This is a genomic window from Streptomyces rubellus, assembly GCF_036323805.1.
Classification (GTDB): domain Bacteria; phylum Actinomycetota; class Actinomycetes; order Streptomycetales; family Streptomycetaceae; genus Streptomyces.
On the sequence record NZ_JAZDCX010000021.1, the window covers coordinates 65,670 to 81,535 of the forward strand.

General features: G+C 74.2%; 15 protein-coding genes. 7 read left to right on the top strand and 8 right to left on the bottom strand.

What is annotated here, in order from left to right; translation table 11 throughout:
* Positions 1-40: 40 nt before the first annotated feature.
* The 7 genes from V1L54_RS22495 to V1L54_RS22525 all read right to left on the bottom strand — a co-directional run bounded on the left by V1L54_RS22495 (position 41) and on the right by V1L54_RS22525 (position 7,301).
* Positions 41-871: an ABC transporter ATP-binding protein gene (locus tag V1L54_RS22495; protein ID WP_330119897.1), complete on the bottom strand. Its 831-nt coding sequence runs from the start codon at positions 869-871 to the stop codon at positions 41-43.
* Entirely contained in the window at positions 858-1,799 is a 942-nt protein-coding gene (locus tag V1L54_RS22500; protein ID WP_330119898.1) for an ABC transporter permease, read from the bottom strand. Before V1L54_RS22500 ends, V1L54_RS22495 begins: the two co-directional genes overlap by 14 nt.
* Positions 1,800-1,895: 96 nt before the next feature.
* The gene (locus tag V1L54_RS22505) at positions 1,896-2,741 is read right to left on the bottom strand and encodes a glycosyltransferase family 2 protein (protein WP_330119942.1); all 846 of its coding nucleotides are present in this window, start codon (positions 2,739-2,741) and stop codon (positions 1,896-1,898) included.
* A gap of 127 nt (positions 2,742-2,868) precedes the next feature.
* Positions 2,869-3,660, bottom strand: coding sequence for a CDP-alcohol phosphatidyltransferase family protein (locus V1L54_RS22510; RefSeq protein ID WP_330119899.1), 792 nt, complete (start codon positions 3,658-3,660; stop codon positions 2,869-2,871).
* A complete protein-coding gene (locus V1L54_RS22515; protein WP_330119900.1) occupies positions 3,629-4,699 on the bottom strand; it encodes an iron-containing alcohol dehydrogenase family protein in 1,071 nt (356 codons plus the stop codon). The genes V1L54_RS22510 and V1L54_RS22515 overlap by 32 nt, the downstream gene beginning before the upstream one ends.
* A complete protein-coding gene (locus V1L54_RS22520) occupies positions 4,687-5,436 on the bottom strand; it encodes a phosphocholine cytidylyltransferase family protein (protein ID WP_330119901.1) in 750 nt (249 codons plus the stop codon). The genes V1L54_RS22515 and V1L54_RS22520 overlap by 13 nt, the downstream gene beginning before the upstream one ends.
* Positions 5,433-7,301 carry a DUF5941 domain-containing protein gene (locus V1L54_RS22525; RefSeq protein WP_330119902.1) on the bottom strand — a complete coding sequence of 623 codons (1,869 nt, stop codon included), beginning with the start codon at positions 7,299-7,301 and terminating at the stop codon, positions 5,433-5,435. The genes V1L54_RS22520 and V1L54_RS22525 overlap by 4 nt, the downstream gene beginning before the upstream one ends.
* 259 nt (positions 7,302-7,560) lie before the next feature.
* Between V1L54_RS22525 and galE the strand changes: the two genes are divergently transcribed.
* From galE to idi, 3 genes are all read left to right on the top strand, one after another.
* Entirely contained in the window at positions 7,561-8,553 is a 993-nt protein-coding gene (gene galE, locus V1L54_RS22530; protein WP_330119903.1) for a UDP-glucose 4-epimerase GalE, read from the top strand.
* Positions 8,554-8,704: 151 nt separating this feature from the next.
* Positions 8,705-9,625 carry a cation diffusion facilitator family transporter gene (locus tag V1L54_RS22535; protein WP_330119904.1) on the top strand — a complete coding sequence of 307 codons (921 nt, stop codon included), beginning with the start codon at positions 8,705-8,707 and terminating at the stop codon, positions 9,623-9,625.
* A gap of 147 nt (positions 9,626-9,772) precedes the next feature.
* Positions 9,773-10,333, top strand: coding sequence for an isopentenyl-diphosphate Delta-isomerase (gene idi / locus V1L54_RS22540; protein WP_330119905.1), 561 nt, complete (start codon positions 9,773-9,775; stop codon positions 10,331-10,333).
* Here idi and V1L54_RS22545 read toward each other — a convergent pair.
* The gene (locus V1L54_RS22545) at positions 10,319-10,864 is read right to left on the bottom strand and encodes an ATP-binding protein (RefSeq protein WP_330119906.1); all 546 of its coding nucleotides are present in this window, start codon (positions 10,862-10,864) and stop codon (positions 10,319-10,321) included. The two genes, idi and V1L54_RS22545, sit on opposite strands and share 15 nt — an antisense overlap.
* Before the next feature lie 307 nt (positions 10,865-11,171).
* Between V1L54_RS22545 and V1L54_RS22550 the strand changes: the two genes are divergently transcribed.
* The 4 genes from V1L54_RS22550 (at position 11,172) to V1L54_RS22565 (ending at position 15,596) form a co-directional block, all read left to right on the top strand.
* Positions 11,172-11,969, top strand: coding sequence for an enoyl-CoA hydratase/isomerase family protein (locus tag V1L54_RS22550; protein ID WP_330119907.1), 798 nt, complete (start codon positions 11,172-11,174; stop codon positions 11,967-11,969).
* Between the two features lie 10 nt (positions 11,970-11,979).
* Entirely contained in the window at positions 11,980-12,849 is an 870-nt protein-coding gene (locus tag V1L54_RS22555) for an SCO6745 family protein (protein ID WP_330119908.1), read from the top strand.
* A 92-nt stretch (positions 12,850-12,941) separates the two neighbouring features.
* Complete coding sequence (locus V1L54_RS22560) at positions 12,942-13,067, top strand: LPFR motif small protein (protein WP_269846161.1); 126 nt, start codon at positions 12,942-12,944, stop codon at positions 13,065-13,067.
* Between the two features lie 99 nt (positions 13,068-13,166).
* Complete coding sequence (locus tag V1L54_RS22565) at positions 13,167-15,596, top strand: Tex family protein (RefSeq protein ID WP_330119943.1); 2,430 nt, start codon at positions 13,167-13,169, stop codon at positions 15,594-15,596.
* Positions 15,597-15,866 lie beyond the last annotated feature (270 nt).

The following is a 15,866-nucleotide window of genomic DNA, read 5'->3' on the forward strand; positions in this document are numbered from 1 at the left end:
GCCGCGTGCGGGACACCGCCGGAGCGGCGGCCCGCCCGCCCTACTTGCCGGTGAACTCCTCGTACTCCTTGAGCACCTCTTCGGTCGGGCCGTCCATGCGCAGTTCGCCGCGCTCCAGCCACAGCACCCGGTTGCAGGTGTCCCGGATCGACTTGTTGCTGTGGCTGACCAGGAAGACCGTCCCGGCCTCCTTGCGCAGCTCGCGGATGCGCGCCTCGGAGCGCTTGCGGAACTTCCCGTCGCCCGTGGCCAGCGCCTCGTCGATCATCAGCACGTCGTGGTCCTTGGCGGCGGCGATGGAGAACCGCAGCCGGGCCGCCATGCCCGAGGAGTAGGTGCGCATCGGCAGGCTGATGAAGTCGCCCTTCTCGTTGATGCCGGAGAAGTCGACGATGTCCTGGTAGCGCTCGCGGATCTGGGCCACCGACATGCCCATCGCCAGCCCGCCCAGCATGACGTTGCGCTCCCCGGTCAGGTCGTTCATCAGGGCCGCGTTGACGCCCAGCAGCGAGGGCTGGCCGTCGGTGTAGACCCGGCCGCTCTCCACGGGCAGCAGGCCCGCGATGGTCCGCAGCAGCGTCGACTTGCCCGAGCCGTTGGAGCCGATCAGCCCGATGGCCTCGCCGCGGTAGGCGATGAAGCTCACGCCCCTGACGGCGTGCACCTCGCGCACCCGCCCGCTCGGCTTGCGGCGGACGATCCGGCTGAGGGCGGCGGTGGCGCTGCCCCTGCCCCGGGGGCCGCCCCCGTAGACGCGGTAGACCACGTGCACGTCGTCGGCGATGACGGTCGGCCGCCGCTCGGCGGGGGCCGCCGTACCGGCGCTGTCCTGTCCCGGCTCGGCGGCAGCGCTCTTCTCAGCCACGGCCATATCGTTCCTCAGCCTTCCAGAAGTAAACGAACCCGCCGATTCCGACCACCAGGGCCCAGCCGGCGCCCAGCAGCCAGACGTGCCCGGGCAGGCTCTGGTGGTGCGGTCCGTCGATCAGCGCGTAGCGCACCAGCTCCATGTAGACGGCCGCCGGGTTGGCCTCCAGCACGGTGGCCACCCAGTCCGGCAGCTCCTTCGACCTCTCCACCATGTAGGCCAGCGGGAACATCACGCCGGAGGCGTACATCCAGGTGCGCAGCACGAACGGCATGAGCTGGGCCAGGTCCGGGGTCTTGCTGCCCAGCCGGGCCATGATCATCGCCAGTCCGGTGTTGAAGACGAACTGGAGCACCAGGACGGGGGCCACCAGCAGCCACAGCGGCCCGGGGTAGTGTCCGAGCGCGATCAGGATGACGACCAGGACGACCATCGAGTACAGCAGCTGCTGGAGCTGCTGCAGGGAGAAGGAGATCGGCAGCGAGGCCCGGGGGAAGTGCAGGGCCCGCACCAGCCCCAGGTTCGAGGAGATGGCGCGGACCCCGGACATCACCGAGGTCTGCGTGAACATGAAGATGAACACCCCGGTCACCAGGAACGGGATGTACTCGTCGTTCTCCATCCCGCCGCGCCCGCCGAGCAGCAGGCCGAAGATGAAGTAGTAGACGGCCGCGTTCAGCAGGGGGGTGAGGACCTGCCAGAGCTGGCCGAGCCTGGCCTGGCCGTACTGGGCGTGCAGCTTGGCGCGGGAGAAGGAGAGGATGAAGTGCCGCCGCGCCCAGAGCTGCCGGACGTACTGCACCAGGGAGGGCCGCGCCCCGCTGACCGACAGGCCGTACTTGGCGGCGAGCTCGGCCGGGGACAGACCGTCGTCGGGATGGCGCGGGGGTCCGCTCGTCGCGATCGCACCGTCGTGCGTTGTCTCGCTCACGTTGAAACTTTCGTCCTCACATGCACAGCCGGGATGGGACAGGCGGGGACCCCGGCGTCGGGTGCCGCCGGATCCGATGCTCTCAGACAGAGCTTGTCAGACGACAGGCGGCCGACCCAGCCGGGTCAGGCGCCACACCGTACGCCACTTCATGGGCCTGCGGGGGCCGCACGGGGTGGTCCAGCCCTCGCGGAAGCCGCCCAGCCAGGCGCGGAGCGCCGGCCGGGAGGGGCGCCGGGCCAGCGTCAGCAGCAGCCAGACCCCCAGGTAGAGCGGGATCAGCGGCAGCGGGAGGTTCCGCCGGGCCAGCCAGACGCGGTTGCGGGCCACCATCCGGTGGTAGACCGCGTGCCGGCTGGGGAGGGTGGTGGGGTGGTGGAGCACCAAGTCGGCGCGGTAGTCGATCATCCACCCCGCGTCCAGCGCCCGCCAGGCCAGGTCGGTCTCCTCGTGGGCGTAGAAGAACTCCTCCGGCAGCCCGCCGACCTCCTGGAAGACCTTGGTGCGCACCGCGTTGGCACCGCCCAGGAAGGTCGTCACGCGCGAGGAGCGCATCGGGTCCGAGGCCCGCAGCCGCGGTACGTGGCGGCGCTGGGTGACGCCGGTGTCCGGGTCGGCGATGCGGAAGCTGACGATGCCCAGCCGGGGGTCGGCTGCGAACGCCTGCCGGACCAGCTCGGCGGTGTCGTTGTTCGGCAGCAGCCCGTCGTCGTCGAGGAAGAGCAGGACGTCCACCTCGCTGCCGCCCGGCCCGAACGCCTCGATGCCGACGTTGCGGCCGCCGGGGATGCCGAGGTTCTCCGGCAGTTCCACCGTCCGCACCCCGTCGGGCAGCTCGGGCAGCGGGGCGCCGTTGCCGACGACCACCACCCGCACCGGGTCGCCGTCCTGCTTGGCGACCGAGTCGAGCAGGGCGCGCAGTTCCTCGGGGCGGTTGCCCATGGTCAGGATGACCGCGCCCAGGGTCAGGTGTCCGCTTCCGGACGCGCTCCCGACGCCGCCGGGGCTCTGCGGGCTCCCGGGCTCCTTCATGTCGCTCACCGTCCTCGCTCCCCCACCGGCCGCCGGGTCACCGCAGCCTGCTCGACGCCAGGATGGACACCAGGTGCAGCAGGGTCTGCAGCACCGCGATGCCCGCCAGCACCACGACGCCGAGCCGGGTGAAGAACAGGTCGCCGCGCACCGTGTCGGCCACCGCCACCAGCAGGATGAACAGGGACGCCTCGACGCCGCCGACCAGCCGGTGGAACTTCAGCGCCGCCGCGGCCCGGCGGGCCAGTGCCAGCCCCGAGGAGCGGGGCACCGCGGCCTCGTCCTTGACCGCGGGCAGCCCGCTGCGGGCCCGCGCCACGTCCACCAGGTCGGTCTCGGCCTTGATCAGGATGGCGCCCAGCGCCGCCACGGTTCCCAGGAAGGCCCACAGCCAGTTCGTGGCGCCCTCGGTGCGGAACACGTCCGCCGCCCGGACGCCGAAGCCGACCAGCAGGGCGGCCTCGGCCAGGTAGTGGCCCACCCGGTCGAGGTAGACGCCGGTGATGGAGGTCTGCTTCCGCCAGCGGGCGACCTCGCCGTCCACGCAGTCCAGCAGCAGGTAGAGCTGGATGAGGAGGGCGGCGAGCAGCGCCCCGGTCAGGCCCGGCACCAGCAGCACGGCCCCGGCGGCCAGCCCGGCGACCACCATGAGGTGGGTGAGCTGGTTGGGGGTTATGGAGGTGTTCACCAGGTGCCGGGTCCAGCGCAGCGAGATCTCCCGCATGTACAGGCGCCCGGCCCAGTGCTCGCCACTGCGCCGGTCCTTCACCCCCGCCGGATGGACGACCGGTCGGAGTTCAGCCACAGACGGCTTTGACAGATTTGACATAGTCGGCGTACGCGTCCCTGATCTGGTCGGTGGACAGGTCCAGGTGCTCGATGATCGTGTAGCGCCCGGGCCGGGTCTGCGGCGCGTACTCCACCACCTTCACGAACTCCTCGTCGCTGAAGCCGATCTCGCCGGGCAGCACGGGCAGTCCGTGCCGCCGCAGCGCCTCGGTCATCAGGGCGGACTGCTCCTCCGCCCCGCGCAGGTGCATGGCGAAGGCGGCCCCGAGCCCGCACTGCTCGCCGTGGGCGGCGGCGCGCTTGGGGTAGAGCAGGTCGAAGGCGTGGTTGATCTCGTGGCAGGCGCCCGAGGCCGGACGGCTGTCGCCGGCCACGGACATGGAGATGCCGGTCAGCACCAGCCCCTCGGCCAGCACGGTGAGGAACTCGTCGTCACCGCAGCCGCCCGGGTGGCGCAGCACGGCCTCGCCGGACTGGCGGGCCATGGCGGCGGCCAGGCCGTCGAGCTGCTCGCCGGTCACCCGGTGGGACAGCTCCCAGTCGGCGACGGCGGAGATGTTGGAGATGACGTCCCCGACGCCGGAGCGGACGAAGCGGATCGGTGCCTCGCGGATGACGTCGAGGTCGATGACGATCGCGATGGGGTTCGGCACCCCGTACGAGCCGCGGCCGGCGTCGTTGTCGAGGGTGGCGACCGGGGAGCACAGGCCGTCGTGGCTGAGGTTGGTGGCGACGGCCACTATCGGCAGCCCGATGCGGGCGGCGGCGAACTTGGCACAGTCGATGATCTTGCCGCCGCCCATGCCGACGACCGCGTCGTAGTGGCCGGACTTCATGGCGTCGGCGAGCCTGATCGCGTCGTCGAGGGTGCCGCCGCCGACCTCGTACCAGTCGGCGCCGGGCAGCGCGGGGGCCAGCCGCTCGCGCAGGCCGGCGCCGGAGCCGGCGCTGATGGCGATGGCCAGCTTGCCGGAGGAGGAGATCCGCTGGTCGGCCAGGAGGCCCGCCAGGCCGTCCAGCGCGCCGGGCCGGATGTCGACGACGACCGGCGAGGGGATGAGGCGGGTCAGTACCGGCACACGATCTCCCGGGCCTTCTCCAGGTCCTCGTGGTCGTCGATCTCGACCCAGTTCACCTCGCCGATCGGGGCGACGTCGACGGTGTGGCCGCGGTCCACGAGCTCCTGGTAGCCGTCCTCGTAGTACAGCTGCGGGTCGCGCTCGTAGGTGGTCCGCAACGCGTCGGCCAGGTCGTGGGCGGCGTCGCCCTCGATGAGGGTCACCCCGATGTACTCGCCGGTGGCCTCGGCCGGGTCCATCAGCTTGGTGATCCTGCGCACGCCCCGGCCGGGCTCGGCGACGACCTTCATCTCCTCGTCGGCGAGCTTCTTGGCGGTGTCCAGGGCGAGGATGATCCGCTGCCCCCGGCCGCGGGCCTCCAGCAGGGTCTCCTCGACCGAGACCGGGTGCACGGTGTCGCCGTTGGCCAGGATCACGCCCTCCCGGATCACGTCCCGGGCGCACCACAGGGAGTAGGCGTTGTTCCACTCCTCCGCCTTGTCGTTCTCCACCAGGTGGAGGGTGAGGCCGTACGCGCGCTCCAGGGCGGCCTTCCGCTCGTACACGGCCTCCTTGCGGTACCCCACGACCACGGCGGCCTCGGTCAGCCCGACCTCGCGGAAGTTGGCCAGGGTCAGGTCGAGCACGGTCGTGGTGCCCTCGCCCGCGGGATCCACCGGCACCAGGGCCTTGGGCAGGGTGTCGGTGTAGGGGCGCAGACGCCGTCCGGCGCCGGCCGCCAGCACAAGGCCGATCATGCGGGTTCTCCTGTTTCGTCGTGTACGGCCGGTGCCCGCGAGGACATCCAGAAGCGGATGCTCTCGGCCAGCACCGTGAGCGCCAGGACGCCGGCCAGGACAGCGAGGGCGACCGGGAAGCCGCGGCCTCCGGCCCACAGGGCGGCGGCGGCCGTGACCACCAGCACGCGCCCCTCGTGTCCGCCGGTCGCCCGCACCAGCCAGCGCGGAGGGGCGCCGGTGCCGCCGCGGATGCGGTACACCGTGTCGTAGTGATGGTAGGCGACCGCCGCCACCAGCCCGAACGCGACAGGCAGGGCGGCGGGCGACTCCGCGCGGGCGGCCAGGACCAGGACGGTGGTGTACTCCGCGGTCCGCAGGAAGGGCGGCACCAGCCAGTCCAGCGCGCCCTTCAGCGGCCGGGCGACGGCGATGCCGGACAGCGCGGCGTACCCGAGCGCGGCGGCCGGGGGCCAGGGGGAGCCGGGCTGTGTCCACAGCGCGGCGGCCACCAGGGCGGCCGAGCCGAGCAGGGCGAGCGCCGGGGCGGCCAGGCGCGGCAGCCGTGTCCCCCGGAAGGCGGTGGCCACCGCCTCGGCGAGCGGGCCGGAGTCGGCGAGGTCGGCCAGTGCCGCCGCGGCGCGGTCGGTGCGTTCCGCCTTCCGGGTGAGCGAGCGCAGCACCCGTCCGGCGGTGGTGTAGCAGGCGGCGAACGCGCAGCCGACCAGCAGCACGGTGAGGGTGGTGCGGGGGGTGGTGAGCGCGGTGAGGACGGCGATCAGCGCCCAGCGCTCACCGATCGGCAGCACGATCATGCGGCGGGCCCACACCGTCCAGCCGACGCTGTCCAGCCGTCCGGACAGCGCGGCGGTGGGGCTGGTGTTGGCCGCCGCCCCTCCCCCTTCGTGGTGACTGGCCTCGTTGAAGGCGAAGTCCACCACGTGCCGGCAGGTCTGGAGCACCATCGCGCCCAGCGCCAGCGCCCATACGTCGTCACCGCCGCGGGCCGCGCCGAGCGCCAGCCCGGCGTAGTACGCGTACTCCTTGGCCCGGTCGAAAGTGGCGTCCAGCCAGGCACCGAGCGTGGAGTACTGGAGGGAGTAGCGGGCGAGCTGGCCGTCGGCGCAGTCCAGGACGAACGAGGCGATCAGCAGCATCCCGGCGGCGACGAAACCGCCCCGGGTGCCGGTGGCCGCACAGGCCGCCGCGACCAGCGCGGTCAGCAGCGAGGCGGTGGTCACCTGGTTGGGGGTCAGGCCGCGCCGCGCGCACCAGCGGGCCAGATGGCGGGAGTAGGGGCTGATGAAGAAGGTGGTGAAGAAGCCGTCCCGGGACTTCACGGCCGAGCGCAGCCGCACGTCCTCGTCGTCGGTCTCCGCCACGGCGCGCAGCGCCGCGGCACGGGCCGCCTCGCCGGCGGGCACGGCGGCCACCAGCACGCCCAGCTCGGGCCGGTGCACCGCCGGCGCGTCCGGGTCCTCCGCCAGCGCGGCGGCCACCCGGTCGGGCAGGCCGGAGGGGGCGGCCGGGCCGTCCCCGGGGTCCGTACCGCCCCGTCCGGCGGTCACCGCGGCGCCACTGACCGCGTCGGCCGCGGCCGTCACCGCCCGGACCAGCGCGGCACGGGCGGCGGGCGCGGCGGCCAGGGCGCCGGGGACGGCGGCGGCGGGGAAGCGCGGGTCGGTCAGGGCCAGCCGCAGGCTGTGGAGATGGCCGACGAAGCGGGGGTCGACGAGGGCGACGCGCTCCCCGGCGGGAACGGCGGCCAGCACCTCGCCCGCCTCGGCGGCGTCGGCCGCCACCCGTACGTCGAAGCCCAGCGACCGCAGATCGCTCTCCAGGGGAGCCCCCGCGACCGGCGGGCCGGTGAGAATGGCGGTCGACAAGAACGAACTCACTCCTCGGAAGCCGTGCTGTCCGCGGCGCGCGGTCCACAGGGGCGGCATCCGGGCAGCGGTCACCGTGCGACCTCACCCGATCGGGCGGGCGGCACGTGGCCAGAGGTTATCGGATCGGCGGGAGGGACCGTTCACCACGCGTTCACCCGGGAGCGGGGACGGCCGTCCCGCGCGCCCCGGTACGGCCCGGGACGGCGCTCCCGGGGGCGGCGGACTCCGTCCGCCCGGAGGGCCCTAGGCTGCCGTCATGACATGGCTGGTCACAGGAGGAGCGGGGTACATCGGCGCACATGTGGTGCGGGCCCTGCTGGCGGCCGGGGAGCGGGTCGTCGTGCTCGACGACCTCTCCACCGGGCTGCCGGAGCGGCTGCCGCCCGGGACGCCCCTGGAGCGCGGCACGGTCGCGGACCGCGCGCTGCTGGACCGGGTGATCGCCGGCCACGGCATCACCGGTGTGGTGCACCTGGCGGCCCGCAAGCGGGTGGACGAGTCCGTGGCGGAGCCGCTGCTGTACTACCGGGAGAACGTGACGGGCCTGCGGGTGCTGCTGGAGGCGGTGGTCGGGGCGGGTGTGCGGCGCTTCCTGTTCTCCTCCTCGGCCGCCGTCTACGGCATGCCGGAGGTGGACCTGGTCACGGAGGACACCCCGTGCGCGCCGCTGAACCCGTACGGCGAGACCAAGCTCGCGGGCGAGTGGCTGGTGCGCGCCGCGGGACGGGCGCACGGGCTGTCCACGGCCTGTCTGCGCTACTTCAACGTGGCGGGGGCGGTACGTCCGGAGCTGGCCGACACCGGGGTGTCCAACGTCGTCCCGATGTTCTTCGACGCCCTCACCCGCGGGACGGCCCCGCGGATCTTCGGTGACGACTACCCCACGCCCGACGGCACCTGTGTGCGGGACTACATCCATGTGGGGGATCTGGCCGAGGCGCATCTGGCCGCCGCCCGCCGGCTGGCGGAGCGCTCCGCGGAAGGACCGGCCGGAACGGACCTGACCGTCAACGTCGGCACCGGCCTGGGCGTGTCGGTGCGGGAGCTGGCCGACCTGGTCGCCGAGGTCACCGGCATCCGCGAGCCCGCCCCGCTGGTGGTGTCCCGCCGGCCGGGTGATCCGGCCCGGGTGGTCGCCTCGGCCGAGCGGATCGGCCGGGAGCTGGGCTGGTCCCCCCGCCACGGGGTACGCGAGATGGTGGCCTCGGCCTGGGAGGGCTGGAGTACGCGGCGGGCCGCCCCGAACTGACGCCCGGCGGCCCACACCCCGTGGGCTCTCGGAAGAAAGCCCAGGTCACGGGGATGACAACGGTGTTCAGTGCCGCGTTGCCCCATACCCCCCTCCCGTAGTTCACTGAGGCCGTCCGACCGATCGGCGCAACTTCGCGGAGGCACCACTCATGGGCGCAGGGCACCACCACGGCGGGCCGGTGACGGCGGGCGCCGCGCACCGGGGGCGGCTGCGCGCCGCGCTGGGCATCGCGGTCGTCCTGCTGGTCGCCGAGCTGGTGGGCGCGGCGCTGACCGGTTCGCTGGCGCTGCTGGCGGACGCGGGCCATGTCGCGACCGACGCGGTCGGCATCGGGATGGCGCTGCTGGCGGTCCGGATCGCCAACCGGCCCGGCAGCGAGCGCCGCACCTTCGGCCTCGCACGGGCCGAGATCCTCGCCGCGCTGCTCAACTGCCTGCTGCTGCTCGGGGTCGGCGGCTACATCCTGGTGGAGGCCGTCGAGCGGCTGCGGCACCCCGCGGAGGTGCCCGGCGGGGCGACGGTCCTGTTCGGTGTGATCGGCCTGGCCCTCAACGGGGTGTCCCTGGCGCTGCTGATGCGCGGGCAGCGCGAGAGCCTCAATGTGCGCGGCGCCTTCCTGGAGGTGGCGGCGGACGCCCTCGGTTCCCTCGCCGTGATCGCCGCCGCGCTGGTGATCATGGTGACCGGCTGGCAGCGGGCCGACCCGCTGGCCTCGCTGCTGATCGCGGTGCTCATCGTGCCGCGCACGGTGAAGCTGGCACGCGAGGCGCTGGAGGTGCTGCTGGAGGCGGCGCCCCGGCACGTGGACGTGGCCCGGGTGCGGGCGCACATCCTGGCCGTGCCGGGCGTGGAGAGCCTGCACGACCTGCACGTGTGGACGATCACCTCCGGCCTGCCGGTGCTCTCCGCGCACGTGGTGGTCGACCGGGGGACGCTGGAGTCCGGGGGCCACGACAGGGTCCTGCACGACCTGCGGAACTGCCTGGGCCGGCACTTCGACGTCGAGCACTGCACCTTCCAGCTCGAACCGCACGGGCACGCGGAGCACGAGGGGCGGGTGTGCCACTGAGCCCGGCACGCGGCACGGCGTCCCCGGCGTTCCGGGCGTTCCCGCGTATGTCCGGCGCGCGGCACCGGGTGGTGTGCGGCACACTGGTACGGGCGGTCGGACCATCGGACGAACCACCGTTCCGGCACATCCTGACGAAAGGCGGACATGCCGCACAGCACAGCTGCCCCGATCATGCTCGAACTGGTCGACGAGGAGGGCACGACCGTCGGTACCGCGGAGAAGCTGTCCGCCCATCTGGCCCCCGGCCGGCTGCACCGGGCGTTCTCCGTCTTCCTCTTCGACGAGACGGGCCGGCTGCTGCTCCAGCGCAGGGCGCTGGGGAAGTACCACTCCCCCGGCGTGTGGTCCAACACCTGCTGCGGCCACCCCTACCCCGGCGAGGCGCCCTTCGCCGCCGCCGTGCGCCGGGTGGGCGAGGAGCTGGGGGTGGCGCCCGCGCTGCTGCGGGAGGCGGGCACGGTGCGCTACAACCATCCGGACCCGGCCTCCGGGCTGGTGGAGCAGGAGTACAACCACCTCTTCGCGGGGCTGGTGAGCGAGTCGTTGCGGCCGGATCCGGACGAGATCGCCGAGACGGCCTTCGTGACGCCCGAGGAGCTGCTCAAGCGGCACGCGGTGGAGCCGTTCTCGGCCTGGTTCATGACGGTGCTGGACGCGGCGCGCCCCGGCATCCGCGAGGTGGCCGGGGTGTCAGCGGGCTGGTGACGGCCCGGACGGCAGCGGCGGCAGCGGCAGGACGGCCCACACCACCTTGCCGCCGGACGCGGTCCGCTCGACCCCGCAGCTCCCGCCCGCCTCGGCGGTGACGGCCCTGACCAGCAGCAGTCCGCGCCCCCCGGTGTGCTCGTGCGCCGGGTCGGCGGCCAGTGCCGCGGGCCGGTAGGGATGGCCGTCCTCGACCCCGACGCGCACCTGGTCCGCGCCGACGCGGATCTCCACGCCGACCTCCGGGGAGAGCAGCGCCGCGTGCCGCACGGCGTTGGTGACCAGTTCGGTCAGGACCAGCAGCAGGGCGTGCATCAGCTCCCCGGGGACCGGGACGCCCGCGCGGCCGATGACGTCCCGCACCGTGCGCCGCGCCCGGGGGACGGAGGAGTCCCGGACCGGGGCGGTGAACCGCCAGGTGCCCTCGTACGGCCGCGGCCGTACGGTCCCGCTCCCCGGCACGGCCGTATCCGCCGCGCCCGTACCCGTACTCGCGCTCACCTCGGCGGAGGTGTCCCCGCATGTCCTCATTTGCCGTACCCCGCTCCCGGCCGTGTCGCCTCGCTCGTGTTCCCGGCTGCGCATCGGCGCTCTCCCGCCGTACCCGGGCGGCCCGGTGCCGGGCCGCTGCTTCCGTCGAGTGTTCGCCGGTGGAAGGGGGCTTCCGGGAGGGTGACCGCAAGTCGGCACTTATCGATGGCAAATGACAGATGCTTTTACACGCCGCTCGCATGTGCGACTGTTCCTGCGCGGCCGGCCGGGGACGCCGGTCTCCCGTCCGCCCGCCCGCCCGCGCCCGCCGCCGGCATCGGCCGCCCCGGCGGTTACCATCCGGTACATGTCCCGGCACACCCAGCCGCCGGTCTACCGGCCGGCCCTGCTCACCGACGTCACCGACGGGGTCGCCACCCTCACCGTCCACAACCCGGCCAAGCGCAACGCCATGACTCCGCAGATGTGGCGCGAGGTGCCCGCCGCCCTGGAGCGGCTCGCCGCCGATCCCGCGGTGCGGGTGCTCGTCCTCACCGGCTGGGGCGAGACCTTCTGCGCGGGTGCCGACATCGGTGCCCTGCGCGACGGCGGCGAGGAGGCGCGCGGGCTGGCGGTGACCGCCGAGGAGGCGCTGGCCGCCTTCCCCCTGCCCACCCTGGCCGCGGTGCGCGGGCACTGCGTGGGCGGCGGCTGCCAGCTCGCCGCCGCCTGCGATCTGCGCTTCGCCGCCGAGGGTGCCCTCTTCGGCGTCACCCCGGCGAAGCTGGGCATCGTCTACGCGGCCTCCTCCACCCGGCGGCTGGTCTCCCTGGTGGGCCCGGCCACCGCCAAGTACCTGCTGTTCTCCGGCGAGCTGATCGACGCCGGGCGCGCCCTGCGCACCGGGCTGGTCGACGAGGTGCACCCGGCCGGCGAGCTGGACGCCCGGGTGCGCCGGTTCGCCCGGCTGCTGGCCTCCCGGTCGCTGCTGACCCAGGCCGCGGCCAAGGAGTTCGCCGACGGCGCCGCGGACGGCGCGCCGGCCCCGGAGCGGGTCGCGTACTGGGAGCGCCGGGCACGGGAGAGCGGCGAGGCGGCCGAAGGGGTCGCCGCCTTCCTCCAGCGGCGGGACCCGGTCTTCACCTGGCGCATTACCAGCCGGTAGCGTTCCGGGCATGACCACCTCGTCGCTCCCCGCGCGTGCCGGACGGCGCTGCCACGCCGTCCTCAACCCCCTGCACTCGGCGCTCTACTTCGCCCCCGACCTGGCCCGGGAACTGGCCCCGTACGGCATCGAGGACCCCACCGCGGTCTATCTGGCCGGCCGGGCCGCGCCGCTGGGCCGGGTCGGGCCGGGCGTGGTCACCGCGGTCTTCCACAGCTTCCACCACGACCTCGTCGCCCGCCATCTGCCGGCCGTCTGGGAGCTGGCGTCCCCCGGGACCGTGGTCGCCGCGCGGCTGCGCGCCGCCGACTCGATGCTGCGGCGGCTGCTGGGCGACAAGGCCGTGGAGTCCGGGGAGATGACCGAGGCGGCCCGGCTGGCGCTGCGCGCCGCCGAGGGGTGCGTACGGCCGGGCCGTCCGCTGTACGCCGCGCACGCCGACCTCCCGGTGCCCGACGCGCCGCACCTGGCGCTGTGGCACGCGGCCACGCTGCTGCGCGAGCACCGCGGCGACGGTCATCTGGCCGTCCTCCAGCACGCCGGGCTGGACCCGCTGGAGGCCCTGGTCAGCCACACCGCCAGCGGCCACGGCATGAGCCCGAAGTGGGTGCTGGCCACCCGCGGCTGGCACCGCCGCGACTGGGACGCGGCCCGGGAACGGCTGCGCGGGCGCGGGCTGCTGGACGCCGCGGGCGAGCCGACCGAGGCCGGCACCGCCCTGCGCAAGGAACTGGAGGCGGAGACCGACCGGCTCGACGCCGCGCCGTACGAGCACCTCGGCGCGTCGGGCACCGCGCGGCTGACCGAACTGTGCGGCGCCTTCACCACGGCGGCCGTCGGCGCGGGCGCCTTCCCCCCGGACGCGTTCGGCAGGGGCTGACCCGCCCCCGGGCCGCCTCCCGGAGCGTCCGGCACCGACCGCCGCGACGCCGGGGAGGTTTGCCCGGAGCGGCAGCGGCCATCCGTTATGACATGTTCCGAGCAATAGCAGACGCACTCCGTACCGTGGGCGGCGCCATCGCGACCGTGGTGACCCTGCCCTTCCGACTCCTCGCCCGCCTCTTCGGCGGAGCGTCCCACGCCGGTCGCCGCGTCTGACCGTCCGCCCGTCGGTGCCGCCTGCCACAATGCGGGCTACCAGGGGGAGCACCCAGCACCGAGAAGGCGGAACGGATCGTGACACAGTCCATCGGAGAGATGCCCGTCGAGAACGCGGCGCCGCCCGCGGCGTCCGTCGAGGGCAGGATCGCCGAGGAACTCGGCGTACCGGAACGGCAGATCAGAGCCGCCGTCGACCTGCTCGACGGCGGCTCCACCGTGCCGTTCGTCGCGCGCTACCGCAAGGAGGCCACCGGCGGCCTCGACGACGCGCAGCTGCGCACCCTCGAGGAGCGGCTGCGCTATCTGCGGGAGCTGGAGGAGCGGCGCGCCGCGATCCTGGAGTCCGTGCGTGCCCAGGGGAAGCTCGACGACGAGCTGGCGGCCCGTATCCGCGCCGCCGACTCCAAGGCGCGGCTGGAGGACATCTACCTGCCCTACAAGCCCAAGCGGCGCACCAAGGCGCAGATCGCCCGCGAGGCGGGTCTGGAGCCGCTGGCCGACGGGCTGCTGAGCGACCCCACCGTGGAGCCGTCCGCCGCCGCGGCCGCGTTCGTCGACCCCGGCAAGGGCGTGGCGGACACCGCCGCCGCGCTGGAGGGCGCGCGGGCCGTCCTCACCGAGCGCTTCGGCGAGGACGCCGACCTCATCGGCGAGCTGCGCGAGCGGATGTGGCGGCGCGGCCGGCTGGTGTCGAGGGTGCGGGAGGGCAAGGAGGAGCAGGGCGCCAAGTTCGCCGACTACTTCGACTTCGCCGAGCCCTTCGAGCGGCTTCCCTCGCACCGGGTGCTGGCACTGCTGCGGGGCGAGAAGGAGGAGGTCCTCGACCTCACCCTGGACCCGGAGCCGGAGGACGCCGCGGACGGCGCGCCCGCCGGCCCGTCCGAGTACGAGCGCGCCGTCGCCCACCGGTTCGGCGTCCGGGACCGGGGCCGTCCCGCCGACAGGTGGCTGGCCGACACCGTGCGCTGGGCCTGGCGCACCCGCATCCTGGTCCACCTCGGCATCGACCTGCGGCTGCGGCTGCGCACCGCCGCCGAGGACGACGCGGTCGCGGTGTTCGCCGCCAACCTGCGCGACCTGCTGTTGGCCGCCCCGGCCGGCACCCGCGCCACCATGGGCCTGGACCCGGGCTACCGCACCGGCGTGAAGGTCGCCGTCGTCGACGCCACCGGCAAGGTCGCCGCCACCGACACGATCTACCCGCACGTCCCGCAGAACCGCTGGAAGGAGGCGCTGGCGACGCTGGCGCGGCTGGCGAAGGAGCACCGCGTCGAGCTGATCGCCATCGGCAACGGCACCGCCTCCCGGGAGACGGACAAGCTGGCGGCCGAACTGTGCGACGCGCACCCGGAGCTGAAGCTGACCAAGGTGCTGGTCTCCGAGGCGGGCGCCTCGGTGTACTCCGCCTCGGCCTTCGCCTCCCGTGAACTGCCGGAGCTGGACGTCTCGCTGCGCGGCGCGGTCTCCATCGCCCGGCGCCTGCAGGACCCGCTGGCCGAACTGGTCAAGATCGACCCCAAGTCGATCGGGGTCGGCCAGTACCAGCACGACGTGTCCGAGGTGAAGCTGTCCCGCTCGCTGGACGCGGTCGTCGAGGACTGCGTCAACGGCGTCGGCGTGGACGTCAACACCGCCTCGGCGCCGCTGCTGTCGAGGGTGTCGGGCATCGGCGCGGGCCTCGCGGAGAACATCGTCGCCCACCGCGACGCCAACGGCCCCTTCCGCAGCCGCAAGGCCCTCAAGGACGTCCCCCGGCTGGGCCCCAAGGCGTACGAGCAGTGCGCGGGCTTCCTGCGCATCCGCGGCGGCGACGACCCGCTGGACGCCTCGTCCGTCCACCCCGAGGCGTACCCGGTGGTGCGCCGGATGGTGAAGGCCACCGGCGAGGACGTGGCCGCCCTCATCGGCAACACGAAGGTGCTGCGCAGCCTGCGGCCCCAGGAGTTCGTGGACGACACCTTCGGCCTGCCGACGGTCACCGACATCCTGAAGGAACTGGAGAAGCCCGGCCGCGACCCGCGCCCGGCCTTCCGCACCGCCACCTTCAGGGAGGGCGTGGAGAAGATCGGCGATCTCGCCCCGGGGATGGTCCTGGAGGGCGTGGTGACCAACGTCGCCGCGTTCGGCGCCTTCGTGGACGTCGGTGTCCACCAGGACGGGCTGGTCCATGTCTCGGCGATGTCGCGGTCCTTCGTGAAGGACCCGCGCGAGGTGGCCAAGCCGGGCGACATCGTGAAGGTCAAGGTCCTGGACGTGGACGTGCCGCGCAAGCGGATCTCGCTGACGATGCGGCTGGACGACGAGGCGGCCCCGGGCGGCGGGGGCGGGCGCGACGGCGGCCGCGCCGGGCGCGGGCAGCGCGGCGGACAGGGCGGGCAGCGGTCCGGCGCTCCGCGCCAGCGCCAGGGCGAGCGACAGGGCGGACAGGGCGACCGCCGCGGCGGTGGACAGCGCCGTGACAATCGCGGCACGGCCCCGGCCAACAGCGAGATGGCGGAGGCGCTGCGCCGCGCGGGCCTGGCCTGACGCCCTCCCCTGACGTCCTCCGGCGTACGGAGCCGGGGCCGGGGGGCGGCGCACGCCTCGCCCCCCGGCCCCGTTCGCGCCGGCCCCCGCGCCCGGTACGGCGGCCGCCGTACCGGGCGTTCCACGGGTCACCGGTGAGACGGACGCGGGCGGGACGGCACCGGGCCGGTCCCGGCCCCGGCGCGCGGGCCCCCGGCTGCTCACCGGCGCCCGGAAGCCCGCCTCCGAGGCGTTCCGCTTTCCCCCACCGCGCGTCACACGGGCGCCGTC

What these genes read in the sequence shown, in the direction of transcription:
- V1L54_RS22495 (WP_330119897.1), bottom strand. Translation starts at nt 871, where the DNA reads ATGGCCGTGGCTGAGAAGAGCGCTGCCGCCGAGCCGGGACAGGACAGC.
- V1L54_RS22505 (WP_330119942.1), bottom strand. Translation starts at nt 2,741, where the DNA reads ATGGGCAACCGCCCCGAGGAACTGCGCGCCCTGCTCGACTCGGTCGCC.
- V1L54_RS22510 (WP_330119899.1), bottom strand. Translation starts at nt 3,660, where the DNA reads ATGTCAAATCTGTCAAAGCCGTCTGTGGCTGAACTCCGACCGGTCGTC.
- V1L54_RS22520 (WP_330119901.1), bottom strand. Translation starts at nt 5,436, where the DNA reads ATGATCGGCCTTGTGCTGGCGGCCGGCGCCGGACGGCGTCTGCGCCCC.
- galE (WP_330119903.1), top strand. Translation starts at nt 7,561, where the DNA reads ATGACATGGCTGGTCACAGGAGGAGCGGGGTACATCGGCGCACATGTG.
- V1L54_RS22535 (WP_330119904.1), top strand. Translation starts at nt 8,705, where the DNA reads ATGGGCGCAGGGCACCACCACGGCGGGCCGGTGACGGCGGGCGCCGCG.
- idi (WP_330119905.1), top strand. Translation starts at nt 9,773, where the DNA reads ATGCCGCACAGCACAGCTGCCCCGATCATGCTCGAACTGGTCGACGAG.
- V1L54_RS22545 (WP_330119906.1), bottom strand. Translation starts at nt 10,864, where the DNA reads ATGAGGACATGCGGGGACACCTCCGCCGAGGTGAGCGCGAGTACGGGT.
- V1L54_RS22550 (WP_330119907.1), top strand. Translation starts at nt 11,172, where the DNA reads ATGTCCCGGCACACCCAGCCGCCGGTCTACCGGCCGGCCCTGCTCACC.
- V1L54_RS22555 (WP_330119908.1), top strand. Translation starts at nt 11,980, where the DNA reads ATGACCACCTCGTCGCTCCCCGCGCGTGCCGGACGGCGCTGCCACGCC.
- V1L54_RS22560 (WP_269846161.1), top strand. Translation starts at nt 12,942, where the DNA reads ATGTTCCGAGCAATAGCAGACGCACTCCGTACCGTGGGCGGCGCCATC.
- V1L54_RS22565 (WP_330119943.1), top strand. Translation starts at nt 13,167, where the DNA reads ATGCCCGTCGAGAACGCGGCGCCGCCCGCGGCGTCCGTCGAGGGCAGG.